Source organism: Myroides sp. C1519 (genome assembly GCF_038039755.1).
GTDB classification, from domain to species: Bacteria; Bacteroidota; Bacteroidia; order Flavobacteriales; family Flavobacteriaceae; genus Flavobacterium; species Flavobacterium phaeum_A.
This window is the reverse complement of sequence record NZ_JBBPHM010000012.1, coordinates 73,340-97,424: the sequence shown is the minus strand read 5'-3', so window position 1 is coordinate 97,424 and position 24,085 is coordinate 73,340. Positions and strand designations below refer to the sequence as shown.

Genomic DNA, 24,085 nt, shown 5'->3' with positions numbered 1-24,085 from the left:
ACCCACGACCTGCTGATTACAAATCAGCTGCTCTAGCCAGCTGAGCTACACCGGCGACTCAACAATATTACAATATAAACTCTTCAAAAAAATATGAGCCGATGGAGGGACTCGAACCCACGACCTGCTGATTACAAATCAGCTGCTCTAGCCAACTGAGCTACACCGGCGACTCATTTTGCGAGTGCAAAGATAGCACGCTTTTTGTATTTTACAAGACCTTCAGCGTTTTTTTTTATCTTTTTTTTCTACTAAAGAGCGTTTATTTTCTCAACTAATTGACCAGCAACAGTTTCAAGTTTTGTATAAACTCCTTTAAAATGTGCTTTTTTATTTTCAACATTCTTAGCGTTTACTTCATCGATCAATTCATCGAATGAATTTAATGCTTCTTCTAATAATGCATTAGTAGATTCAGTAACTCCATTAGTAGTCATTTCGTGAATATAAATAGCTTGAATAATATCACCTAATACATAGTGAATATCTTTTTTTAAGTTTTTTACACTTGCCATAATTCTATCTTATTTTAAATTTGAAACAAATCTACAATTTTAAAATATCCTATACTACTTTTTTAAGAAACAAATATTTCTAAAAGTGTAGCATTCCCTGACAATTGAATATTTTCAATTATCGCTGGTACTAAAATTGTATTCCCTTTTTGAAATTGATACTTCTCAGAACCAATAGTCATTGCACACTCCCCTTCTGTAACTACATAAATATAAAACCTTTGAGAATCTTTTTGTTTAAAAAACTCTCCTTTTAAAGGAATATAGTTAACGGAGAAAAACGGGCACTCCACTATTTTATTGATAGTATTCTTTTCTTGTGAATATTGTAATTCTACTTCTTTCTTATTATAATCTATAGCATCTAAAGCTAAATCCACGTGCAGTTCTCTTGAATTGCCTTTAGCATCAACTCTTCCCCAATCATAAACACGGTAAGTAATATCAGATGTTTGCTGAATTTCAGCAAGTAAGACTCCTTTTCCAATTGCATGGATAGTACCTGCGTCTATAAAGAAAACGTCTCCCTTCTTAACAGGAATTTCTTTAAGAATAGAAGGTAATGTATTCTTATTTAAGTGTTCTAAATAACTTTCTTGAGTAACCCCTTCTTTAAAGTCAACTACAACTCTTGCTCCTGGATCTGCTTGCATAACATACCACATTTCTGTTTTACCACAAGAATCGTGACGTGTTTTTGCTAATAAATCATTTGGATGCAACTGAATTGACAGATCTTCCTTAGCATCTAAAAACTTAAATAATAATGGAAAATGTAATCCAAAACGTTCTATGATTGAATTACCCAATACTTCTTGTGGATAAGCTCTAATAAGTTTATCCAACTCCATACTCTTATATGCTCCATTAGCTACAACACTAATGTCGTTAGGCACTCCAGAAATCTCCCAACTCTCTCCTACTTCACTAGAATGAATATCTTTTCCAAGTACTGATTCTAGCTTCGTTCCTCCCCATATTCGATCCTTTAGTATTGGATTAAATAGTATTGGATACTGTATAAAATTCATACGCTAAATCAAATCAATTAATATATAGACTTTAGTCTATTAAACTTTTCCTATCCGCTTTTCCAAAAAAACGAAGGCGCAAGTTACAACTTTTAGTAATAAGACTTAAATTTTAGTTTTCTCCTTTATAAGAAACAAAATTTCTTGCAGTCTCATATAATTCTACTTCTAACTCTTTATCCTGTGGAATAAAAGGTCTTAATTTTTGCCATATTACCACAGCTATATTTTCAGCAGATGGAATTAAATTTGCAAACTCAGGAACATCTAAATTCAGGTTTTTATGATCAAAGGCTTCTTCTATCTCTCTCTTAATCAAATCTGAAAGCTCTTTCAAATCCATTACAAAACCAGTCTCTAAGTCCAATTCGCCAGTAACATGAACTATCAGTTCATAGTTATGACCATGATAATTGGGGTTATTACATTTCCCAAAAATCCTTTGATTTTTTTCATCAGACCATTCTTTTCTAAACAAGCGATGTGCTGAATTAAAATGGGCTTTACGACTAACTCTTAATTTCATATATTACTTTTTTTGAGCCTCTATATAATGGTAAAACTTAGAAAAGATTATTTTAAACCATTCAGTATAAATTTCTGGATGTTTCTCCATATCTAATTTAATCCCTTCAACAGACATCCATTTCCAAGCTTCTACTTCTTCTAAATTAATATTAGGCTCTTCATTATAATACCCTATCATTACGTGATCGAATTCATGTTCTGTAAGTCCATTGTCAAAAGGCGCTTTATAAATAAAATTAAAAACATCTTTCAATGGTACTTCAAATCCCATTTCTTCCATCAAACGTCTTCTACCTGCCTCTATATTAGTTTCACCTACACGTTGGTGACTACAACAGGTATTTGTCCATAACAAAGGAGAGTGATATTTCTCTGAAGCACGTTGCTGTAACATAACTTCATTTTTATCATTTAAAATAAAAACAGAAAAAGCACGATGCAATAAAGCTTTTTGATGCGCTTCAATTTTTTCCATTGAACCTATCTGTTCGTCTTTTTCATTAACTAATATCACAAATTCTTCTTTCATACCGTAAAAATTATAACAATTTCAAAAATACAAAAAAGATATGGTATAACTAATTTCTTTAATTATTCATCTAAAACTATTTCTAATAGAAAAACAATAACATAACTACTTACTTCTCTTTTTTTAAGTAAAAAAAGCTATAAAAAAGCTACTTTTAAAGCAATATGAACTCAAAAAAAGAGAATATGCGAAAAAAAACACCTTGTAACACGAAGTGTTTTTTTTATAAAAAACAGCCTATATCGCTTATTCTACAAGGCATTCAAGCATATTTTAATACAATAATTGATTTAAACAAATACAACAATTCTCCGACTATTGTCCCACAATCCTCCGAGTTTAAAGGGATTGAAGCTATTTTGTCGAAGCATAGTCGGACCATTGTCCCACCATTGTCCTTAGAAGCTTCTTTAAAACGTACTGATCCATACAGAACTCCTATAAAAAGTATACTCATAATTTCTTGTAAACCTCACTTTTCTTTAAAACAAATCACTTTTACTTAGCGCTCTCAGTAAATAATAATTAACTTAATGTTATTTATTTTTACTTACTTTTGAGCCAAATACGATAATAATAATGGAACGAAAAATTAAACTAATTTGGGATTTTAAAGGTCCTGCAGGAGAAAAAACAGCTGAACATCACGTTATCCATTTGAAAGAATATGTTGCTATTGAAAAACTTTCTATTTCAATAATAGATTACAGCCAGCTGTCAGAATTTCATTCTATTGCTTACATGGTAGTTAATGATGAGCAAATGAGACAACTTCGTGATATACTAAAACCTCACAGAGGAGAATTATACCAAGATTAAAAACAAAAAAAAGAAGCTGTCTAAAAAAATTAATAGAGGATAGGAAATTTAAACCCTTTATCTATACGAGGGTACAAGTAAAATATAAATAAAATAGGGTGGCCTTACAGACCACCCTATTTTATTTATTTGTGCAATTTTGATTTAGTTTGCTTCTTTCGTCATAAACTGAATACGCATTAATCGCAACTCTTCAGTATCATAATCACCATCAAACTCAGCCATTGCTGCCTTTATATTGTCAGTTTCAGATTCCATGAAATAATCATAAATCTCTTCTTGTTGATCTTCATCTAACACATCATCTATCCAATAACTGATATTTAATTTAGTACCTGAATAAACAATCTGCTCCATCTCTTTCAATAAAGCATCCATATCTAATCCTTTAGCACTTGCAATATCATCAAGAGATAATTTTCTATCTACACTTTGAATAATGTATAACTTTAATGCAGAATTTGCACCTGTTGATTTAACAACTAAATCATCTGGTCTAATAATATCATTCTCTTCTACATATTTTTTAATAACATCAACAAAGTCTTTTCCATATTTCTTTGCTTTTCCTTCACTAACCCCTATGATATTAGCCATTTCTTCAAGTGTAATAGGATATTTTAATCCCATCTCTTCCAATGATGGATCTTGAAAAACAACAAAAGGAGGAACACCTGCTTTCTTAGCCACTTTCTTTCTTAAATCTTTAAGAATACCAATAAGAACAGCGTCAGCAACCGAATTAGATTTAGATATATTTAGATCACCATCAGTAATTTCTCTTGAATATTCGTGATCCTCTGTCATCATAAATGATTCCGGATTTTGAATAAAATTCAATCCCAATTCTGTCAGCTTTAATACACCATAAGCTTCGATGTCTTTTCGTAAAAAATCAGCAACTAAGACTTGTCTAACTAAAGCCATCCAATATTTCTCATCGTGCTCTTTACCAATACCGAAAAACTCTTGTGTATCAGTTTTATTTACTTTAAGCAACGCATTAACCTTACCTAATAAAGTAAAAATCACTTCCTTAGTTTTATAGACTTGCTTAGTATCCTTAATAACTTGAAGCAATTTTACTACTTCATCTTTTGCTTCTACTTTCTTCTTAGGATTACGAGTATTATCATCCATATCAGCACCGTCACCATTCACTTCGTCAAACTCTTCTCCAAAATAGTGCAGTAAGAATTTTCTTCTTGACATTGAAGTTTCAGCATAAGCTACAACCTCTTGCAACAAAGCATAACCGATCTCTTGCTCTGCTATAGGCTTACCAGCCATAAACTTTTCAAGTTTCTCAATATCCTTATAAGCATAATAAGCTAAACAATGTCCTTCACCTCCATCACGTCCTGCCCTACCCGTTTCTTGGTAATAACTTTCTAATGATTTCGGAATATCGTGGTGAATTACATACCGTACATCTGGCTTGTCAATTCCCATACCAAATGCAATAGTAGCTACAACTACATCTACATCCTCCATCAAAAACATATCTTGATGTTTTGCACGAGTCTTTGCATCTAAACCAGCGTGGTAAGGTACTGCACTAACTCCATTTACTTGAAGTACATTAGCAATCTCCTCAACTTTCTTTCTACTTAAACAGTAAATAACCCCAGATTTACCACTATGCTGCTTTATAAAACGAATAATATCTGTTTCAATATTTTTTGTTTTCGGCCTTATTTCATAGTACAAATTAGGTCTATTAAATGAGGCTTTAAAAACGTTTGCATCGGGTATTTCTAAATTCTTTAAAATATCCTCTTGAACTTTTGGGGTAGCAGTTGCTGTTAACCCAATGATAGGAATATCTCCTAAATGTCTAATTATATTACGAAGGTTTCTATATTCAGGTCTAAAATCGTGACCCCATTCAGAAATACAATGTGCTTCGTCAATAGCGACGAATGATAATTTCTCACCTTGTAAAAAGCTCACATACTCCTCTTTAGTCAGAGACTCTGGTGCTACATATAGCAACTTGGTAACCCCATTTTTAATATCCTCTTTTACCTGATTAATTTCAGTCTTTGTTAAAGATGAATTCAAAACGTGAGCAACTCCATGTTCGGAAGACAAACTACGGATTGCATCAACTTGATTCTTCATTAACGCAATTAATGGAGAAACAACAATAGCTGTACCTTCTAATACTAAAGCTGGTAATTGATAGCAAAGAGATTTCCCTCCTCCTGTAGGCATAATCACAAAAGTATTTTGTCCTGAGATAATACTTTTGACCACATCTTCCTGAAGACCTTTGAACTGTGAAAAGCCAAAAAATCTCTTTAACTCCTTGTGCAAGTCAATTTCAGTTGATTTCATTATTTTTGTATGGTATTTTACATAAATTTGCAGTACCTAAAGGTAAGCAATTTCTTTATTTCAAACCTAATATTTAACATTCGCTAATTTTGAACACAGCAATAAACATACTAAACACAGCAAAAAATACTTTACTATCTGAAAGTGAAAGTGTTAAAAACTTAATCAATTACTTAACCGAAGATTTCGAAAAAGCAGTTGAAACAATTTTTAATTGCAAAGGGAGAACAATTGTGACAGGAATAGGCAAAAGTGCACTTATTGGAGCAAAAATAGTTGCAACATTGAATTCAACAGGTACTCCAGCAATTTATATGCACGCCGCAGAAGCTGTCCACGGAGATTTAGGTTTAATTCAACCTGGAGATTGTATTATCTGCATCTCTAATAGTGGAAATAGCCCTGAGATAAAAGTCTTAGCTCCTCTTTTAAAAAGACACGGTAATAAATTAATTGCTATAACGGCAAATGAAAAATCTTTCTTAGCAAAATCAGCAGATTTTATATTATTATCTAAAGTAGAAAGAGAAGCTGAAATGAATAATTTAGCTCCGATGAACAGCACCACTGCTCAATTAGTTTTAGGAGATGCATTAGCTGCTTGTTTAATTGAATTGAGAAACTTTAATGCAGAAAATTTCGCAATGTATCATCCAGGTGGTGCATTGGGTAAAAAATTACTACTTTTGGTGAAAAATATTCTGAAAAGCGAGAACAGACCAATGGTTTCTCCAAACTCATCTATAAAAGATGTGATTGTTGAAATATCAGAGAAACGATTAGGAGTAACTGCTGTAGTTGAAAATGATAAACTAATCGGAATTATTACAGATGGTGACTTGCGAAGAATGTTACAGAAAAATGATAATTTATCTGGATTTACAGCAAAAGAAATTATGTCTTTTAATCCAAAATCAATTGAAAGCAATGAACATGTGTCTAAAGCGTTATCAATGTTAGAAGACAACTCTATAACTCAATTGCTTGTTACAGAAAATGAAAAATACGTAGGAGTAATCCACTTACACGATATCTTAAAAGAAGGAATAGTATAATATGGCTAAATCGAATAACACTAATAAGGAAATGTCTTTCCTTAATCATTTAGAAGAACTAAGATGGTTACTTGTAAGATCAACTGGATTCATTCTTGGAGGTGGTGTGATTGCATTTATTTTTAGCGATTTTATATTTAATAAAGTAATCTTTGCTCCAAAAAGCAAGGATTTTGTTACGTACCAATTCTTTTGTAAAATTGCTCAAAAATTTAATTTAGATCAAAGTTTTTGTAGTCAAGATTTACCTTTCGAAATACAGAATAGAACAATGGATGGGCAGTTTTCTGTTTTAATTTGGACTTGTATTTCAGCAGGATTCATACTTGCAGTTCCATTTATTCTTTGGGAGATATGGAAATTCATTAGCCCTGCATTATATCAAAAAGAAAAAAAATACGCTAAAGTCTTTATTGTTATTTCTTCTCTATTATTCTTTTTAGGAGTTGTATTCGGATACTATGTAATTACACCTCTGTCTATCAACTTCTTAGCTAACTTAGAAGTCAGTAATATAGTTAAAAATCAAATTGATATAAATTCATATATAGGTCTTGTAAAAACAACCTCTATTGCTTGTGGGTTAGTTTTTGAATTACCTATTATTATCTACTTCTTGTCTGTGATGGATTTAGTTTCTCCTCAATTTTTGAGAGAATATAGAAAGTATGCTATTGTTTTAATCTTAATTGTAGCTGCTATCATTACACCTCCAGACGTAATAAGTCAAATTATAGTTTCTATACCACTATTGATCTTATATGAAGTTAGTATCTATATCTCTAAGTTTGTTCAAAGAGATAAAAAATTAGATACCAATAAAAACACTAACTTGACTAAAACAGAATAATCAACATGAAATTAAGAGCTGATAATTTAATTAAAATCTACAAGAAAAGAAAAGTAGTAAAAGGAATTTCTGTTGAAGTAAATCAAGGAGAAATCGTTGGGTTATTAGGTCCAAATGGAGCTGGAAAAACCACTTCTTTCTATATGATTGTAGGATTGGTAAAACCAAATAGTGGAAATATCTATTTAGATGATACCAAAATCACAGATTTCCCAATGTATAAAAGAGCACAACACGGTATTGGGTACTTAGCACAAGAAGCATCTGTTTTTAGAAAGTTAAGTATTGAAGACAATATCTTAAGTGTTTTACAACTTACAAAATTATCGAAACAAGAGCAAATTGCTAAAATGGAGTCTCTTATTGAAGAATTTAGTTTAGAACATATTAGAACTAACAGAGGAGATTTACTTTCTGGAGGGGAAAGACGTAGAACTGAAATAGCAAGGGCGTTAGCAACTGACCCTAAGTTTATTTTGCTTGACGAACCTTTTGCTGGAGTTGACCCTGTTGCAGTTGAAGACATTCAAAGAATTGTAGCTAAACTTAAAAACAAGAATATCGGTATTTTAATTACTGATCACAATGTTCAAGAAACATTAGCTATTACAGATAAAACATACTTAATGTTTGAAGGAGGAATTCTTAAAGCAGGTATGCCGGAAGAATTAGCAGAAGATGAAATGGTAAGAAAAGTTTATTTAGGACAAAATTTCGAACTTCGTAAAAAGAAACTACATTTTTAATTTTTTTTTACATTCTTTTAACCTATCTAAAATTGACAACGATTACATATAAGTATTCAATTTTACTTAATTATTACACAAACATAAGACCATAAAAAGATTATAAGTAGCGTTTTAAATTAAAAAAAACGATACAATCAATTTACTTTCACTAAGAAAAAGTAAGTTTTGGCAGATAATCTGCTAAAACACTTTTTTTTGACTATTTAGAAACTTTATATTTGCAAAAAAAAATATGAAAAATAAAATTGCATTGAGATTATCTTTCTTATTAGGAGCTATCTTGTTATTAACATCATGTGCTTCAAGAGAAAAACTTGTTTACTACCAAAATGTTGAAGATGTTTTATTGAAAGAAACAAGCGCTACTCATTTCGAAACTAAATTTAGAGCTGATGATTTATTAATGATCATTGTTTCTGCTGAGGACATTCAGGCTGCTGCGCCATTTAACTTAGTTAATACAATGACTACAAACCCTAATAATCCAGCAGGCTCAGGTCAAATGCAACAACAGCTTTATTTGATAGATAGTAATGGTAATATTGAATTTCCTGTTTTAGGGACATTAAAAATAGCAGGCAAAACAAAAGCTGAAGCTATTGAGTTACTAACTAAAGAAATAAGTCAGTACATAAATAATCCTATTATTAACTTGAGAATTATGAACTATAAAGTAACAGTTCAAGGAGAAGTTAATAAACCTGGAGTTCATAATATTACAAGTGAAAGATTAACTCTTACCGAAGCAATCGCTCTTTCTGGAGATATGACTGTTTATGGAAAAAGAAATAATGTTCTTGTAATTAGAGAAATAGATGGAAAAAGAATTCCTATTCGTGTAGATATGACAAAAGCTGACTTCATGAGTTCTCCTTACTACTATCTTAATCAAAATGATATTGTTTACGTAGAACCTAATAAGACAAGAGTAAACTCATCTGTTGTTGGTCCTAACTTAAGCTTAGGTTTATCAGCTTTATCTTTATTAGTAACTATTATCGCTTTATCAATTAAATAACAGTATGGAAAACAAATTTGACAATCAAGAAAATGCTAACATCAATATCAGGGAAGAGATAGATAAATTCTTAATTCACTGGAAATGGTTTGTTGTTAGTATTTTTATTACACTTTGTATTGCTTTCGTTTATTTACGTTATAGCGAAAAGATCTATAAAATAAATACTACTATCATTGTAAAAGATGATAAAAGAGGTGGTGGAATAGCTTCAGAAATGGCTGCTTTTGCGGACTTAGGGATGTTTTCAGGAGGAAAAAGTAATGTTGAAAATGAAGTTCAAGTATTGCAATCACGTAGTCTTGCAGAGAAAACTGTTAGACGATTAGCTTTGAACATTGCTTATCTAAATGAAGGAACAGTTGTTACAAGTGAAATGTATGACAATAGTCCTATTCATTTTGATTTTGTAGAACGAGTATTTGACTTCGATAATATTACCTACACTTTCTATGTAAAAAACATTACAAACGATTCTTTCACATTACTTGATAAGGAAAAAAATGAAATTGGTAATTATAAATATGGAGAAGTTGTACATACTATTTTAGGTAAATTGATTGTTACTAAAAATGCTCCTAAACAAACACCAACATTAAAACTATCAACAGAAGAAGATAAGGCTGAAGAAGATGTTAAGGATATTGTAGTACAAATTACTCCTGTTCAAAAAGTAGTTGATTACTATACTAAGCAAGTACAAATTGCACCTACTGATAAATTCTCAACTGTTTTAGACTTATCTATTTTAAACCCTACACCTACAAAAGCAATTGATTATTTAAATAATTTAATTACTATTTATAATGATAATGCTATTGCTGATAAACGCTTTATTTCAGAAAAAACATCTGAATTTATTGACTCACGCTTAGTTTTAATTACTGAAGAATTAGGTGATGTAGAAAAAAGTGTAGAAGGTTATAAAGCGAAAAATAGTATTACTGACATTCCTACTGAATTAAAAATCTACTTAGAGAATGCTAATGTTTATGAAAAACAAATTATTGAAAATGAAACAGAGTTAAAAGTTGTTTCTTCTTTAATTGATTTCTTAAAAAACAGTAAACCAAATGAGTTATTACCTGGGAATATTGTGTCTTCTGATCCAAGTTCAAATAGCTTAATTAATCAATACAATCAGCTTGTTTTAGAAAGAAATAAACTTAGTACAAGTTCAACTAAAATAAACCCTGCTTTAGTTAAATTAGAAGATCAGATTAACTCTATGAAAGCTTCTGTACACGAAAGTTTATTGCGTTTACAAAGTTCTCTAAAAATCACTCATAAAGAATTAACAAGTAAAGAAACAGAATTAAGATCTAAATTATCTCAAGTACCTAAACAAGAAAGAGAATTTAGAATTATAGACAGACAACAAAAAGTAAAAGAAGCTATTTACTTGTATCTATTCCAAAAGAGAGAAGAAACAGCAATTGCTTTAGCTGCAACTGATCAAAATGCTAAGATCATTGATAAAGCTAAAAGCTCAGATAAACCTGTTTCTCCTAAAAAAGCTATTATATTATTAGCAGCTTTAATCTTAGGAGGATTAATTCCTTTTGCAATTATTTACTTACGCAATTTACTTGACACAAAAGTTAAAAACAGATTAGATATAGAAGAGAACACAATTGTTCCTTTCTTAGGTGATATACCTCATTCTGATGATAACTCAAAAATTGTTGATATCGCAAGTAGAACAAGTACAGCAGAAGCTTTACGTATTATTAGAACAAACCTTGAGTTTATGCTAAGTGGTGTAAAAGAAGGTGATGCTAAAATGATATTCTTAACATCTACTTTCCCTAAAGAAGGAAAAACGTTTACTTCTGTTAATACAGCTGCAACAATTGCATTGTCAGGAAAAAGGACTTTATTAATAGGTTTAGATTTACGTAATCCACGTTTAGATGATTACATAATGTTACCAACTAAAGGGGTTTCAGATTACTTGCTTAAAAAAGAAGAAAATATCAATCAATACATTGTTAAGATTGATGGATATGAAAACTTATACGCTTTACCTGCAGGTACTATTCCTCCAAACCCTGCTGAGTTGCTTATGGGTGACAAAATTGGAGAAATGTTTGCTGAATTAAGAAAGCAATATGATTATATTATTGTAGATACAGCACCAGTAAGCCTTGTAACAGACACATTATTGGTTGCTAAATATGCAGATACATTCATTTACGTAGCAAGAGCAAACTATTTAGATAAGAGAATGTTGAAATTACCTAATGACCTACATAAAGAAGGTAAGCTTCCAAATATGTCAATTATCTTAAATGATACTATGACTACTAAAGGTTATGGTGGTTATGGATATGGTTACGGATATGGTTATGGTTATGGCCATGATGTAGAAACAACTCAAACACCTTGGTGGAAAAAATTATTTAAAAAGTAATATAAGAAAAGGTCACTCTAAAAAAGAGTGACCTTTTTCATTAATATGTCAAAATATTATAGCAAATACTACCAAAACAAAAATATAAAAACCTCTGATTATCAAATTGACAATTCTATAGTAATAACCATAGAAACATCAAAGATTATCGTACCTATTTAGTATATTTGCTTAAGAATTTACAAGTTTTCGACCGAAAATATTTAACGATAAAATTGTTTTCATTTAAATACTAAAAAAAATGACACAAAAATCTAAAATCCTTTACACGTTTACTGATGAAGCTCCGATGTTAGCTACGTATTCGTTCTTACCAATTGTTCAAGCTTTTGCAAAAACTGCAAATATAGATGTTGAAACACGCGACATCTCTTTAGCTGGACGTATTTTAGCAACTTTTCCTGAATTCCTAAAAGAAGACCAAAGAATTGGTGACGCTTTAGCTGAATTAGGAGAATTAGCAAAAACACCAGAAGCTAATATTATTAAACTTCCTAATATCTCTGCTTCTATTCCTCAGTTAAATGCTGCAATTAAAGAATTACAAGCAAACGGATATGCTGTACCAAACTATACAGCTGAGCCAAAATCTGATGAAGAAAAAGCTATCAAAGCAAGATTTGCAAAAATATTAGGTTCTGCAGTTAACCCTGTATTACGTGAAGGTAACTCTGACCGTAGAGCTCCAAAAGCAGTTAAAAACTACGCTAAAAAACATCCACACTCAATGGGTGCTTGGTCTGCTGACTCTAAAACAAGAGTAGCTTCTATGCCAGAAGGTGATTTTTACGGTAGTGAAAAATCAGTTACAGTTGCAAATAACTGTAAATACAAAATTGAATTCATCGCTAAAGATGGTTCAGTAAAATTATTAAAAGACTACGCTCCTTTATTAGCTGGAGAAGTTATTGACTCATCAGCTTTAAACGTAAATAAATTAAAAGCATTTGTTTCTGAAATTAAAGAAGAAGCGAAAGCTAAAGGTGTATTATTCTCTACTCACTTAAAAGCAACAATGATGAAGGTTTCTGACCCAATCATTTTTGGTGCTATTGTTGAAGTATTCTTCAAAGAGGTTTACGCTAAATTTGCTGAGTTATTTGCTGAATTAGGAATTATCCCAAATAACGGATTAGGTGACTTATATGCTAAAATTGCAGGTAATGCACAGGAAGCTGAAGTAAAAGCTGCTATTGATGCTGCTATCGCTAACGGTCCAGCTATTGCAATGGTAAACTCTGACAAAGGAATCACTAACTTACACGTTCCTTCTGATGTTATTGTTGATGCTTCTATGCCTGCTATGATCCGTACTTCTGGTCAAATGTGGAACAAAGAAGGTAAGCAACAAGATACAATTGCTCTTATCCCAGACCGTTGCTACGCTGGAGTGTACGAAACTGTAATTGAAGACTGTAAAGCTAACGGAGCTTACAATCCTCAAACTATGGGATCTGTTCCAAACGTTGGTTTAATGGCTCAAAAAGCAGAAGAATACGGTTCTCATGATAAAACTTTCCAAGCTGAAGCAAACGGAATTATCAGAGTTTCTGATGAACATGGAAATATCTTCTTCGAACAAAATGTTGAAGCTGGAGATATCTTCAGAATGTGTCAAACTAAAGACGCTCCTATTCAAGACTGGGTTAAATTAGCAGTAAACCGTGCTCGTTTATCTGAAACACCAGCTATTTTCTGGTTAGACGAAAACAGAGCTCATGATAGAGAAATTATTAAGAAAGTAAATACTTACTTAAAAGATCACGATACAACAGGATTAGATATTCAAATCTTATCTCCAATTGAAGCTACTAAAGTTTCTGTTGAAAGAATCCGTAAAGGTTTAGATACTATTTCTGTAACAGGAAACGTATTACGTGACTACTTAACTGACTTATTCCCTATTTTAGAAGTTGGTACTTCTGCTAAAATGTTATCTATCGTTCCTTTAATGAATGGTGGTGGTTTATTTGAAACTGGTGCAGGTGGTTCAGCTCCTAAACACATTGAGCAATTCATTGAAGAAGGATACTTACGTTGGGATTCATTAGGAGAATTTTTAGCATTAGGTGCTTCTTTTGAACACTTAAGCCAAACATTAAATAATCCTAAAGCAATGGTTTTAGCTGAAACATTAGATGAAGCTACTGCTAAGTTCTTAGATAATGATAAATCTCCAGCTCGTAGAGTAGGGTCAATTGACAATAGAGGTTCTCATTTCTACTTAGCTATGTATTGGGCTGAAGCTTTAGCAAACCAAGATAAAGATGTAGAATTAAAAGCTAAGTTTGCTCCTATTGCTAAAGCAATGGCTGAAAACGAAGCTAAGATTAACGAAGAGTTAATTGCTGCACAAGGAAATGCACAACCTATTGGTGGTTATTACCAACCTCAAGTTGAAGCTACTTCTAAAGCAATGCGTCCAAGTAATACTTTAAACACTATCGTTGATAGTATTGCTTAATTAGCATTTATAATATATATAAAAAGGCGACTAATAAATATTAGTCGCCTTTTCTATTTTATTAAAACACCTACTAAAAGTGCTTTCTATTTATTTAAAAGTTCTACAGCGTGATTTAGTGCTGATTCTGTAATATCTTTTCCTGACAACATCTGAGCTATTTCCTTAACTCTCTCTTCATAATTAAGCAATACTAATTGTGAAGTAGTCGTGTCATCATTAGATGTCTTAAACACTTTAAAATGCTGTTTACCTTTAGCAGCAATTTGAGGTAAATGGGTTATTGCTAAAACTTGCATACTATTTCCCATTCTCTTCATAATTTCGCCCATCTTATCTGCTACTTCTCCTGATACACCCGTATCAATCTCATCAAATATAATGGTAGGCAAATTAGAGTAACTTGCTAAAATCGCTTTAATAGCTAACATAATACGAGACAATTCCCCACCTGAAGCAACTTTTTTCAACAAGCCAAAGTCCATTCCCTTATTAGCTGAAAACAATAATTGAATCTCATCTTTACCATTGTGATAATAATGGGAAGTCTCCTTAATATCAAATTTAAAATTCGCATTAGGCATTCCTACCAAATTCAATATCTCTAAAATCTGCTCTTGTAATACAGGCACAGCTTTTAATCTTGCTGTTGATAATTGTGATCCTAAATCATTTAAAATACTCTCATATTTTAAAATACTCTTTTCTGTTTCTACAATTTTATCATCTATCCCGGTAGCTAAAAAAGCTTTATCACTTAATTCCTTTTCTATTTCTAACAATTCAGCAACAGTATTTACCTGATGCTTCTTCTGTAAAGAATACAACAATTGCAATCTTTCATTTATCAGATTTAATTGTTCAGGATCAGCTAAAACATTTTCTAATTGACTTTCTATTTCACTTGCAATATCAGCAACCTCAATTTCTACACTCGCAACTCTATTATACAGTTCTTCAAAATCCTTTGAAAAAGAAGCTGTTTTTTGCAACAGATTACGAACGTCTTTTAAACCAGAAATAATCCCTACTTGATCATCTGTTAAATGACTAATTGACTGACCAAAATTTTCACGTACAAATTCAACATTGTTTAACTTCTCATATTCTTCTTCAAGTTCTTCTTGATTGATATGGGCTAAATTAGCAGCCTCTAATTCCTCTAATAAAAAAGTATTATAATCATGCTCTTTTATCAAATCTGCTTGCTGTTTAAGCAACTGCTTTAAACTCGATTGTAAACCTTTGTAAATTTTTAAATTACTCTGATACTTATCAAGAAGTTTAAAATTTCCTGCAACAGCATCTAAAATTTGTATTTGATAAGTTTCATCAGACAATTCATGTGTTTGATGTTGTGAATGTATATCAATTAGATATCCACTTAATTCTTGTAGAGTACCTAAGTTGACAGGAGTGTCATTAACAAAAGCACGAGACTTTCCAGAAGGAGAAATCTCTCTTCTTATAATTGTCATTCCTTCATAATCAAGCTCCAATTGCTCAAATAACTCATGTAATTTATAAGGCTCTACTGTGAAATACCCTTCTATAATACACTTCTCTTCCTTATCTTTTAAAGATGATAAGTCTGCTCTTTTTCCTTGTAATAAACCTAACGCCCCTAATAAAATAGACTTTCCGGCACCGGTTTCTCCAGTAATTATAGAGAACCCATCTGAAAAATCGATATTAAGCGATTCTATTAAAGCAAAATTCTTTATGGTTAATGATGTAAGCATATATTATATAACGCTTTAAAACTATAAACTATTCCATTTAGAAGAACTCAACGGAGCTATTCTATTAAGCACTTCAATTACTCTCTTCTTATTTTTATCTGTAACACCTGAATAAACATTAACTAACTCATCGCTTTTAGCATCTAAAAAAACGCGTACTAAAAATGAATTAGGCTTAGACTTATGTATTTTTTCTAATTCTAACAACGCATTATAAATCCCTTCACGACCTTGTTCTACATTACTTGCCATAATATCCATTCCCATACGATGATATGTATACAAAGCATCTCTAAAAGGCAAGCCAGTTCCTGCTACAATATCATTTATCAAATAATACCTATTATTTGTCCCATCTGCTTGTTTCCACCCTCTATAACCTGATTGTTGCGCAATTGAATTTATAGATGAAGCAGCTTGAAAATAGTTACTTCCACCTCCTTTTGAAAATGTTTCATTATCTAATCCTATAATCACATTAACATAATACGCTATCAATGAAGTTAAATTAGAATCAAATGAATTCGTATTATAATATAACGGTTCAAACTCAATATAATTGAATGTTATATCCTTGTCGTTAAAACTAAAAACTGTTGATGAATAAGTTGAATTATAAATAGGACGAGAAGATTGCACCTGCAGTGAGCCAGAAACTGTATTATTCCCGTATGTATTTACAGTTAGGAAAAAAGAACAATCTATTCTTTCCGAAGGTGCAAACTTTTTAGAAGTCCAACTCGTATTATTTATAAACTCTTTAAGAGATTTTTCTAATGTTTTGAAGTAAGCTTGATTACTATTACCTACTTGACTGTGATTAACTGTTACATTCGCATTTAACTCTTGTCCGTAGTTAATGCAAACTGTAAAAAATAAACCGACAAGCCAAATAAGTTTATGCATAATGATCAATTATTTTTTGTACAATATCTATTGCTACTTCTTCTTTCAATTTTAACTCCATAGGTTCTAAGTTAAAATCTTTATCGATAAAGGTAACTTTATTTGTTGGTTTACCAAAACCTGCTCCCTTATCATTTAAAGAATTTAGTACAATTAAATCTAAATTCTTTTTAACTATTTTTTGCTTAGCATGTTCCACCTCATTCTGTGTCTCTAAAGCAAAACCAACCAAGAATTGTTTCTTTTTAATTGCCCCTAAAGAAGCAAGAATATCCGGATTCTTATCCATTTCGATAACAAACTCTTCGCTATTCTTTTTGATTTTTTGATCTGCAACATGTTTAGGTCGATAATCAGCAACTGCAGCAGCTGCAACTACAGCATCAACAGATTCAAAATACTCGTGACAAGCTGCATACATCTCCTTAGCTGAAAGGATACTAATCACTTTCACTAATGGATGACTAATCTTTTGATTCGTTGGTCCAGACACTAAAACAACCTCTGCTCCTTTTGTGGCAGCTTCCATTGCAATATCAAACCCCATTTTTCCAGAAGAATGATTTCCAATAAAACGCACAGGGTCTATCGGTTCATATGTTGGTCCTGCAGTAATTAGAATTTTCTTACCCCTTAAAGGCAATGAAGTATTAAAATGTGCATCAATAAAATCAAGAATATGTTCTGGTTCTGCCATCCTCCCCTTACCTACTAATCCACTCGCAAGTTCTCCTTCTTCTGCAGGTATAATAATATTACCATAAGACGTTAATAGATTTATATTTCTATCCGTAGATGGATGAACATACATATCTAAGTCCATAGCAGGAGCAACAAATACAGGGCATTTAGCAGATAAATAAATAGCCATTAATAGATTATCACAAATACCATTAGTCATTTTAGCTAACGTATTTGCAGTAGCGGGAGCTATGATCATAAAATCAGCCCAAAGCGCTAAATCTACGTGGTTATTCCATGTTCCTCCTTCATCACCAGCATTGAAGAATTTAGTATATACTGGCTTTTTTGATAAAGTAGATAAAGTAAAAGGAGTCACAAATTGATGAGAAGCAGGTGTCATAATAACTTGTATCTCTGCACCTGCTTTTATAAGTAAACGTACTAAAGCTGCCGTCTTATAAGCGGCAATTCCACCAGTAACACCCAGTAATATTTTCTTTCCGCTTAACACTGACATTCGCTAAGTATTTATTATTTTACAACTTCTTTGTAAGAAACTCTGTCCTCTAACCATTCTTCAACAGCTAAAGCGTGAGCTTTAGGTAACTTTTCGTAAAACTTAGAAACCTCAATTTGTTCTTTATTTTCAAAAACTTCATCTAAACTATCATTAGTTGTAGCGAACTCTTCCAACTTGTGAACCAATTCATTCTTGATTTCTGTATTGATTTGGTTGGCTCTCTTTGCAATAATAGTAATAGCCTCATAAATATTTCCTGTAGGCTGCTCAATCTTATTTTTGTTATAAGTAATTGTGTTAACCGGAGCACTTGTTTTCTTTAAATCCATCTCTTTCGCTTAAGTTATTTTGAAAATTTTGCTAATTCTTTATTTACATTTTTAATCATATCATCTGCCTTATCCTTATACTTTGTTTCAGCATTAAAACGTATAAGGGTTTCGTACATTGATTTTGCCGTATTTAAACGATCTTCAACCTTTGATGCAACACTGTTCATTGCTAATTTGTACGCAGAATCAAATTTATAGTACAAAGCATCTTCTTTAAACTTTGTACCTGGGTAATCATATATAAAATTATCTAATGCTATAATTGCAGCACCATAATTTCTTGTCCACTCTCCGATTGTATTCAACTGCTTCGCATTTTCAAAAGCCTTTTGCTCTAACTTTTGATTCATATCAGACATAATACTATTTGCCTCGAATACAAAGTTTGACGCAGGATACTGATCTATAAAAGACTGTAACTTCTCTATTGTTGCATAAGTAACGTGTTGATCTAATGAATAAACAGGTGATAACTGAACCCCTGATTTAATCTCTTTCAACAAAGCTTCTTCTCTTTTTTCACTTCTTGGATACACAGCTGCAAAACTTTTAAATCTTTGTCCTGCTAAAATGTAATCTTTTGTTTGATAAGTCGCCTCTGCAAAGTTGTAATACATCTCCTCTGCTTTTGGATTTGCACGATACACATTTTCCAATTGTTCATACAAACGAATAGCGCTTCTATATTTTTTCTTCTCAAAAAATTGATTAGCTACTTCTTTCTTATATTCATAATCTTCTGATTTTAATGCCTTTTGCATAGGCCCACAGCTCGCAAAAGAAAGTATTAAAATAGATACACCAATATATTTTTTCATATATGTTTTTCGTTGTTTTAAACAATAGCATTTCCAAGATAGTCCTGTCAAAGCAAATGCAAATTTAAATTAATAATTGCATTATACAAAAACCTTTTTATACTAAAAAGAAAAGATGTCAAAAAAGACATCTTTTCTCTTAATTCGTTATAAATTAAACGCTTAATTTACTGGATTAGTATTTGCTTCTTGGTTAAAATTCTTGATATCATTATCAAATAAATATAACCCTCCTTTATCATCTCCAATAAGATTAATCTTATCTAAGATTGTACGCGCTGTTGCTTCTTCCTCTATTTGTTCTGCTACATACCATTGTAAAAAGTTATGTGTAGCATAATCGCGATCTTCTAATGCAATATGTACTAATTCGTTAATACTTTTAGATACAAATACCTCGTGATCAAATAATTGTTTAAACAATCCTTTAATAGAAGTATGATCTAAAGTTGGTTTTGTAATAGCAGGAATAACTGCTTCTCCACCTCTTTGATTCACATACTTAACTAATTTAAGCATATGTTGGCGTTCTTCATCTGACTGAGCAAACATAAAAGTTGCAATACCTTCAAAACCTTGAATTTCAGCCCAAGAAGCCATATCTAAATAAATTTGAGAAGAATCTCCTTCTAACTTTATCTGCTCATTTAAAGCATTTTGCAATTTTTCTGATAACATACTTTTTTATTTTACTATTTTACTATACTCTTTTTCTATTCTTGAAGTTAAATCATTATCTACATTAACCAAAGGTAATCTTACACAATGATCTGTAACATTGGCTAACTTCAAGATCTCTTTGATACCTCCTGGATTTCCTTGTTCAAAAATCATATCTATAATAGGCATCAATTGGTATTGAAGAGCGAAAGCTTCTTTCACTTCCCCTTTCAATCCTAAACGTATCATATCTGTAAATTGTTGTGGTAACCCTTGTCCAATTACAGAAATAACTCCTGCTCCACCTGCTAATACTAATGGTAAAGCTATTGCATCATCACCAGAAATCACTAAGAAATCTTTACGTGTTGATTGTCTAATTAATTCCATTCCTTGTACCATACTCCCCGCAGCTTCTTTAATTCCGATGATATTGTCGAAATCATTTGCTAAGCGAATCACTGTACTTGGATTCATATTACTTCCTGTTCTACCAGGTACATTATATAATATAATCGGCAATGGACTATTTAAGGCAATTTGTTTAAAATGCTGATAAATTCCCTCTTGCGTTGGTTTATTATAATATGGAGACACTGATAATATAGCATCAAAACCCTCTAAGTTTTCCTCCGTTAATTCTTCCAATACTCCTTGAGTGCAGTTGCCGCCTACACCTAACACTAAAGGCAATCTCTTGTTATTAACTTGCTTTATGGTACGCTTGACTAATTGTTTCTCTTCCTTACTCAATGTTGCTGATTCTCCTGTAGTTCCTAATACCACAAGATATTCAACTCCTCCTGAAATTGTGTATTCTACCAATCTCTGTAATGCTTCTACATCTACAGAGAAATCGCTTTTGAATGGCGTTACTAATGCCACTCCCGTACCAATAAGTGATTGCATAGTTTTAATGTATTAATTATTTTTTAAAAACTTTAATGTATTTGAATAAGTTGTCGATATAACTCTTAACATTCAAATCAGAAACCTCTAAACAAAAATGGTTCCCCTTTGTATTAACAGACGAAATACCAACCTTAAATTTTGCAAGGGACTTTGCAGTCACCCACAATAATGGCGCACTATCACTTGTGTAATAACTAATCAAAAGATCGTAATCTGCTCCTATAAAATCTAACACTTCTTTTTTATCTGTACTTCCAGACATAGTAAAGTCTTTTATTTTAAAGAAATTCTCATCTCCTTTTGATTCTTTGTTATCATTTGAATAAACAAGAAACTGTACTTGACTTTGCTTAACACCTTTCGTGTTCAAAGCCTCCAGCAATTCCGAAAGCATTGTCGAATCTGCTTTTTCAACTACAATACCTATCTTTTTAAATTCGTATTTAAAATCCGTAGGTACTGGCGTTAATTTAGCACTCTCAACACTTTTTCGTATTGCTCTTTTCTTCAAAGTGTTAAACCACATATAAGCTCCAATTTTTGTAAAGTTAATCAAATCAACAATTAAGATTGCCTATTTTTAACAAGGTTTTATTGAATCAAAGCTAAAAAGTCGTCTTCTGACAAGATTGTCACTCCTAATTTATTTGCTTTTTCTAATTTTGAAGGTCCCATTTTATCACCAGCTACAACATAACTTGTCTTTGATGTAATTGAACTTCCATTTTTTCCTCCGTGATCTTCGATAGCTTGTTTTATTTCATCACGAGACATTTTAGAAAACACACCAGAAACAACCAATGTTTTTCCTTCTAATACATTAGAGACTACTGTAGATTCTTTCTCCTCTAAAACAAATTGTACACCATAGCTCTTCAATCTATTAATAATCTCTTTATTAATTGAACTACTGAAAAAGTCGATTACACTTTGAGCAATACGCTCTCCAATCTCATCAACCATAATCAACTCCATCAAAGGAGCTTCTGCTAAGGCATCAATATTCTTATAGTGATTTGCTAATTTTTTAGCAACGGTTTCTCCCACATAACGAATTCCTAATCCATATAAAACACGTTCGAAAGGAATCGATTTAGAAGCTTCAATTCCCTTCAACAAATTATCAGCAGATTTCTCTGCCATTCGGTCTAAAGGTAAAATATCTTCTTTCTTTAATTCGTACAAATCAGCATAACTCTCTATTAGTCCACTTTTGTACAACAACATCACTGTTTCCTCTCCTAATCCGTCAATATCCATTGCTTTTCGAGAAATGTAATGTTGTATTCTTCCTGCAATTTGAGGAGGACAACCATATACATTTGAACAATAATGCTGTGCTTCTCCTTCGTTTCGCTTCAGTTTTGTTCCGCATTCAGGACATTCCTTGATATAAATAGTAAGTTCAGAATCAGCAGAACGAGCTTCTAAATTCACACCTACTATCTTAGGAATAATCTCTCCTCCTTTTTCTACATAAACCGAATCATTTACGCGAATATCAAGTTTAGCAATCTGATCTGCATTGTGTAATGACGCGCGCTTTACTATCGTTCCTGCCAATTGTACAGGCTCTAAATTAGCTACCGGAGTAATTGCTCCTGTACGCCCAACTTGATACGAAATAGAGTTTAAAACAGTCTCTACTTGTTCTGCTTTAAACTTATAAGCAATTGCCCAACGAGGTGCTTTTGCTGTATAGCCTAATTCTTCTTGATAATGAATTGAATTTACCTTAATAACTACTCCATCTGTCTCATACGGCAAAGTATGACGGTGTTCATCCCAATATGAGATAAACTCCAATACTTCTTCCATATTTTTTGCTAACTTAGAAATAGTAGGAACCTTGAACCCCCAATCGCGAGCCTTATCTAAACTCTCATATTGTGTTTCAATTCCCAAATCACTTCCTATAACATAGTATAACAAACATTCTAAAGGACGTTTTGCTACTTCAGCACTATCTTGTAATTTCAAACTACCAGATGCTGTATTTCGAGGATTAGAATAAGGTGCTTCCCCTATTTCAATCAACTCTTGATTCATCTTCTCAAACCCTGCTAAAGGCAAAACAATCTCTCCTCTGATATCGAATAATTCAGGATAATCTCCATTTAAACGAATCGGAACTGACTTAATCGTACGAATATTACTTGTTACATCGTCTCCTTGAATTCCATCTCCACGAGTAACAGCTCTTTTTAGCACACCATTTTCGTAGGTAATACTAATCGAAGCACCATCATACTTTAACTCACAAGTATATTGAATTGGCACATCACCTAACATTTTCTGAACGCGCTGTTCCCATTCTATCAAATCTTCTTTTGAATAAGAATTATCCAAAGAATACATACGATGACTGTGAACTACTGTTTCAAAATTTTTAGTTACAGCTCCACCTACTCGTTGTGTAGGTGAATCAATATCGAAAAATTCAGGATGAGCTGTTTCCAACTTAACTAATTCAGCTAATTTTTGGTCAAACTCAAAATCAGAAATTGTTGGATTGTCCAACACATAATAATTATAATTATGTTGATTTAGCTCTTTTCTTAAAGCTTCTATTTGCGTTTTTACTTCCATACAGTAAACAACTTATAACTTCAACATATCTTTGAATTGTGTATATAACACACCTTCACTCAAAATAGCTCCTTGTTGAATAATAGAAAATAACTCCGCATTTCTATCTTCTCCAAATTTCTTTCCTCCGTGACGAATCTCAACTGCCTCTGTAAACACAGCATCAGATAACCATTGTAATCCTTCTTTTGTCAAGAAATCAATATCAGATTGTAAAGCTTTAATTACAATAGTATTAATCTCAGTATCGTCAAAACCAAATAAGAAAATATGACTTGGAGAATAATGCTCTAAATATTTAGCATTTGATAAAACTCCCTCCCAAATCAAATCAGAAAACACATCTAACTCTTGTTCAGCCACTTCTGGCTTCTCTGCTTTTATCTTATCCCATTCGTTTTTATCTATTTGCTGTGAAGCTAAAAAATTAGTAAACTCTGGGTGTAATTCTTCAAATTGTTCTTTCGTAAGACGGCTATACTTCATTGTAATATATTTTAAAAATCAAAAATACTAAATTCTAAACGTAATTAATATCAAAAAACTTATCTTATCTTTTATATCCACTAATCCTATTGAATAACAAGCATCTGAATAATTCAAATAAAAAA

The 24,085-nt window shown here is 31.9% G+C and carries 22 protein-coding genes and 1 tRNA gene; 7 read left to right on the top strand and 16 right to left on the bottom strand.

Features of this window, described 5'->3' with window-relative positions:
- Positions 1–96: 96 nt before the first annotated feature.
- The 5 genes from AABL81_RS08650 to idi all read right to left on the bottom strand — a co-directional run bounded on the left by AABL81_RS08650 (position 97) and on the right by idi (position 2,603).
- A tRNA-Thr gene (locus tag AABL81_RS08650) sits at positions 97–170 on the bottom strand.
- Positions 171–251: 81 nt separating this feature from the next.
- The gene (locus tag AABL81_RS08645; protein ID WP_158209268.1) at positions 252–515 is read right to left on the bottom strand and encodes a hypothetical protein; all 264 of its coding nucleotides are present in this window, start codon (positions 513–515) and stop codon (positions 252–254) included.
- Positions 516–577: 62 nt separating this feature from the next.
- A complete protein-coding gene (locus AABL81_RS08640; RefSeq protein WP_158209269.1) occupies positions 578–1,546 on the bottom strand; it encodes a type I phosphomannose isomerase catalytic subunit in 969 nt (322 codons plus the stop codon).
- Positions 1,547–1,658: 112 nt separating this feature from the next.
- Positions 1,659–2,072: a 6-pyruvoyl trahydropterin synthase family protein gene (locus AABL81_RS08635; protein ID WP_158209270.1), complete on the bottom strand. Its 414-nt coding sequence runs from the start codon at positions 2,070–2,072 to the stop codon at positions 1,659–1,661.
- A gap of 3 nt (positions 2,073–2,075) precedes the next feature.
- Positions 2,076–2,603, bottom strand: a complete 528-nt coding sequence (gene idi / locus AABL81_RS08630; RefSeq protein WP_090410522.1) for an isopentenyl-diphosphate Delta-isomerase — start codon at positions 2,601–2,603, stop codon at positions 2,076–2,078.
- A gap of 579 nt (positions 2,604–3,182) precedes the next feature.
- Here idi and AABL81_RS08625 point away from each other — a divergent pair.
- On the top strand, positions 3,183–3,422 hold the full coding sequence (locus tag AABL81_RS08625; RefSeq protein WP_158209271.1) for a hypothetical protein: 240 nt from the start codon (positions 3,183–3,185) through the stop codon (positions 3,420–3,422).
- Positions 3,423–3,566: 144 nt separating this feature from the next.
- Here AABL81_RS08625 and AABL81_RS08620 read toward each other — a convergent pair whose 3' ends face one another.
- Positions 3,567–5,762 carry a RecQ family ATP-dependent DNA helicase gene (locus AABL81_RS08620; protein WP_341340825.1) on the bottom strand — a complete coding sequence of 732 codons (2,196 nt, stop codon included), beginning with the start codon at positions 5,760–5,762 and terminating at the stop codon, positions 3,567–3,569.
- A gap of 89 nt (positions 5,763–5,851) precedes the next feature.
- Here AABL81_RS08620 and AABL81_RS08615 point away from each other — a divergent pair, with 89 nt between their 5' ends.
- From AABL81_RS08615 to AABL81_RS08590, 6 genes are all read left to right on the top strand, one after another.
- A complete protein-coding gene (locus AABL81_RS08615; RefSeq protein WP_158209273.1) occupies positions 5,852–6,817 on the top strand; it encodes a KpsF/GutQ family sugar-phosphate isomerase in 966 nt (321 codons plus the stop codon).
- 1 nt (position 6,818) lies between these two features.
- Positions 6,819–7,667, top strand: a complete 849-nt coding sequence (gene tatC / locus AABL81_RS08610; RefSeq protein WP_199269103.1) for a twin-arginine translocase subunit TatC — start codon at positions 6,819–6,821, stop codon at positions 7,665–7,667.
- Positions 7,668–7,672: 5 nt separating this feature from the next.
- A complete protein-coding gene (gene lptB / locus AABL81_RS08605; protein ID WP_158209274.1) occupies positions 7,673–8,413 on the top strand; it encodes an LPS export ABC transporter ATP-binding protein in 741 nt (246 codons plus the stop codon).
- A gap of 235 nt (positions 8,414–8,648) precedes the next feature.
- Positions 8,649–9,434, top strand: a complete 786-nt coding sequence (locus tag AABL81_RS08600) for a polysaccharide biosynthesis/export family protein (protein ID WP_341340824.1) — start codon at positions 8,649–8,651, stop codon at positions 9,432–9,434.
- 4 nt (positions 9,435–9,438) lie between these two features.
- Positions 9,439–11,847 carry a GumC family protein gene (locus AABL81_RS08595; RefSeq protein ID WP_158209276.1) on the top strand — a complete coding sequence of 803 codons (2,409 nt, stop codon included), beginning with the start codon at positions 9,439–9,441 and terminating at the stop codon, positions 11,845–11,847.
- A gap of 241 nt (positions 11,848–12,088) precedes the next feature.
- Positions 12,089–14,311, top strand: a complete 2,223-nt coding sequence (locus AABL81_RS08590) for an NADP-dependent isocitrate dehydrogenase (protein ID WP_158209277.1) — start codon at positions 12,089–12,091, stop codon at positions 14,309–14,311.
- An 86-nt stretch (positions 14,312–14,397) separates the two neighbouring features.
- Here AABL81_RS08590 and recN read toward each other — a convergent pair whose 3' ends face one another.
- From recN to AABL81_RS08540, 10 genes are all read right to left on the bottom strand, one after another.
- Positions 14,398–16,053: a DNA repair protein RecN gene (recN, locus tag AABL81_RS08585; protein WP_158209278.1), complete on the bottom strand. Its 1,656-nt coding sequence runs from the start codon at positions 16,051–16,053 to the stop codon at positions 14,398–14,400.
- A 21-nt stretch (positions 16,054–16,074) separates the two neighbouring features.
- The gene (gene porD / locus AABL81_RS08580) at positions 16,075–16,959 is read right to left on the bottom strand and encodes a type IX secretion system protein PorD (RefSeq protein WP_341340823.1); all 885 of its coding nucleotides are present in this window, start codon (positions 16,957–16,959) and stop codon (positions 16,075–16,077) included.
- Positions 16,952–18,160, bottom strand: coding sequence for a bifunctional phosphopantothenoylcysteine decarboxylase/phosphopantothenate--cysteine ligase CoaBC (gene coaBC / locus AABL81_RS08575; RefSeq protein WP_341340822.1), 1,209 nt, complete (start codon positions 18,158–18,160; stop codon positions 16,952–16,954). The genes porD and coaBC overlap by 8 nt, the downstream gene beginning before the upstream one ends.
- 14 nt (positions 18,161–18,174) lie before the next feature.
- Positions 18,175–18,492, bottom strand: coding sequence for a DNA-directed RNA polymerase subunit omega (locus AABL81_RS08570; RefSeq protein WP_090410122.1), 318 nt, complete (start codon positions 18,490–18,492; stop codon positions 18,175–18,177).
- Positions 18,493–18,506: 14 nt separating this feature from the next.
- Positions 18,507–19,313, bottom strand: coding sequence for an outer membrane protein assembly factor BamD (locus tag AABL81_RS08565; RefSeq protein WP_158209281.1), 807 nt, complete (start codon positions 19,311–19,313; stop codon positions 18,507–18,509).
- A 162-nt stretch (positions 19,314–19,475) separates the two neighbouring features.
- Complete coding sequence (locus tag AABL81_RS08560) at positions 19,476–19,991, bottom strand: ferritin (RefSeq protein ID WP_158209282.1); 516 nt, start codon at positions 19,989–19,991, stop codon at positions 19,476–19,478.
- A 6-nt stretch (positions 19,992–19,997) separates the two neighbouring features.
- Positions 19,998–20,882 (bottom strand): 4-hydroxy-tetrahydrodipicolinate synthase, encoded by an 885-nt coding sequence (gene dapA, locus AABL81_RS08555; RefSeq protein ID WP_158209283.1) that lies wholly within the window; start codon positions 20,880–20,882, stop codon positions 19,998–20,000.
- A gap of 16 nt (positions 20,883–20,898) precedes the next feature.
- Positions 20,899–21,411 carry a DUF6913 domain-containing protein gene (locus AABL81_RS08550; protein ID WP_158209284.1) on the bottom strand — a complete coding sequence of 171 codons (513 nt, stop codon included), beginning with the start codon at positions 21,409–21,411 and terminating at the stop codon, positions 20,899–20,901.
- Positions 21,412–21,476: 65 nt separating this feature from the next.
- Entirely contained in the window at positions 21,477–23,474 is a 1,998-nt protein-coding gene (gene ligA, locus AABL81_RS08545) for an NAD-dependent DNA ligase LigA (protein WP_341340821.1), read from the bottom strand.
- A gap of 12 nt (positions 23,475–23,486) precedes the next feature.
- On the bottom strand, positions 23,487–23,960 hold the full coding sequence (locus AABL81_RS08540) for a DUF6495 family protein (RefSeq protein ID WP_090410110.1): 474 nt from the start codon (positions 23,958–23,960) through the stop codon (positions 23,487–23,489).
- Between the last annotated feature and the right edge of the window lie 125 nt (positions 23,961–24,085).

What these genes read in the sequence shown, in the direction of transcription:
- AABL81_RS08645 (WP_158209268.1), bottom strand. Translation starts at nt 515, where the DNA reads ATGGCAAGTGTAAAAAACTTAAAAAAAGATATTCACTATGTATTAGGT.
- AABL81_RS08640 (WP_158209269.1), bottom strand. Translation starts at nt 1,546, where the DNA reads ATGAATTTTATACAGTATCCAATACTATTTAATCCAATACTAAAGGAT.
- AABL81_RS08635 (WP_158209270.1), bottom strand. Translation starts at nt 2,072, where the DNA reads ATGAAATTAAGAGTTAGTCGTAAAGCCCATTTTAATTCAGCACATCGC.
- idi (WP_090410522.1), bottom strand. Translation starts at nt 2,603, where the DNA reads ATGAAAGAAGAATTTGTGATATTAGTTAATGAAAAAGACGAACAGATA.
- AABL81_RS08625 (WP_158209271.1), top strand. Translation starts at nt 3,183, where the DNA reads ATGGAACGAAAAATTAAACTAATTTGGGATTTTAAAGGTCCTGCAGGA.
- AABL81_RS08620 (WP_341340825.1), bottom strand. Translation starts at nt 5,762, where the DNA reads ATGAAATCAACTGAAATTGACTTGCACAAGGAGTTAAAGAGATTTTTT.
- tatC (WP_199269103.1), top strand. Translation starts at nt 6,819, where the DNA reads ATGGCTAAATCGAATAACACTAATAAGGAAATGTCTTTCCTTAATCAT.
- lptB (WP_158209274.1), top strand. Translation starts at nt 7,673, where the DNA reads ATGAAATTAAGAGCTGATAATTTAATTAAAATCTACAAGAAAAGAAAA.
- AABL81_RS08600 (WP_341340824.1), top strand. Translation starts at nt 8,649, where the DNA reads ATGAAAAATAAAATTGCATTGAGATTATCTTTCTTATTAGGAGCTATC.
- AABL81_RS08595 (WP_158209276.1), top strand. Translation starts at nt 9,439, where the DNA reads ATGGAAAACAAATTTGACAATCAAGAAAATGCTAACATCAATATCAGG.
- AABL81_RS08590 (WP_158209277.1), top strand. Translation starts at nt 12,089, where the DNA reads ATGACACAAAAATCTAAAATCCTTTACACGTTTACTGATGAAGCTCCG.
- recN (WP_158209278.1), bottom strand. Translation starts at nt 16,053, where the DNA reads ATGCTTACATCATTAACCATAAAGAATTTTGCTTTAATAGAATCGCTT.
- porD (WP_341340823.1), bottom strand. Translation starts at nt 16,959, where the DNA reads ATGCATAAACTTATTTGGCTTGTCGGTTTATTTTTTACAGTTTGCATT.
- coaBC (WP_341340822.1), bottom strand. Translation starts at nt 18,160, where the DNA reads ATGTCAGTGTTAAGCGGAAAGAAAATATTACTGGGTGTTACTGGTGGA.
- AABL81_RS08570 (WP_090410122.1), bottom strand. Translation starts at nt 18,492, where the DNA reads ATGGATTTAAAGAAAACAAGTGCTCCGGTTAACACAATTACTTATAAC.
- AABL81_RS08565 (WP_158209281.1), bottom strand. Translation starts at nt 19,313, where the DNA reads ATGAAAAAATATATTGGTGTATCTATTTTAATACTTTCTTTTGCGAGC.
- AABL81_RS08560 (WP_158209282.1), bottom strand. Translation starts at nt 19,991, where the DNA reads ATGTTATCAGAAAAATTGCAAAATGCTTTAAATGAGCAGATAAAGTTA.
- dapA (WP_158209283.1), bottom strand. Translation starts at nt 20,882, where the DNA reads ATGCAATCACTTATTGGTACGGGAGTGGCATTAGTAACGCCATTCAAA.
- AABL81_RS08550 (WP_158209284.1), bottom strand. Translation starts at nt 21,411, where the DNA reads ATGTGGTTTAACACTTTGAAGAAAAGAGCAATACGAAAAAGTGTTGAG.
- ligA (WP_341340821.1), bottom strand. Translation starts at nt 23,474, where the DNA reads ATGGAAGTAAAAACGCAAATAGAAGCTTTAAGAAAAGAGCTAAATCAA.
- AABL81_RS08540 (WP_090410110.1), bottom strand. Translation starts at nt 23,960, where the DNA reads ATGAAGTATAGCCGTCTTACGAAAGAACAATTTGAAGAATTACACCCA.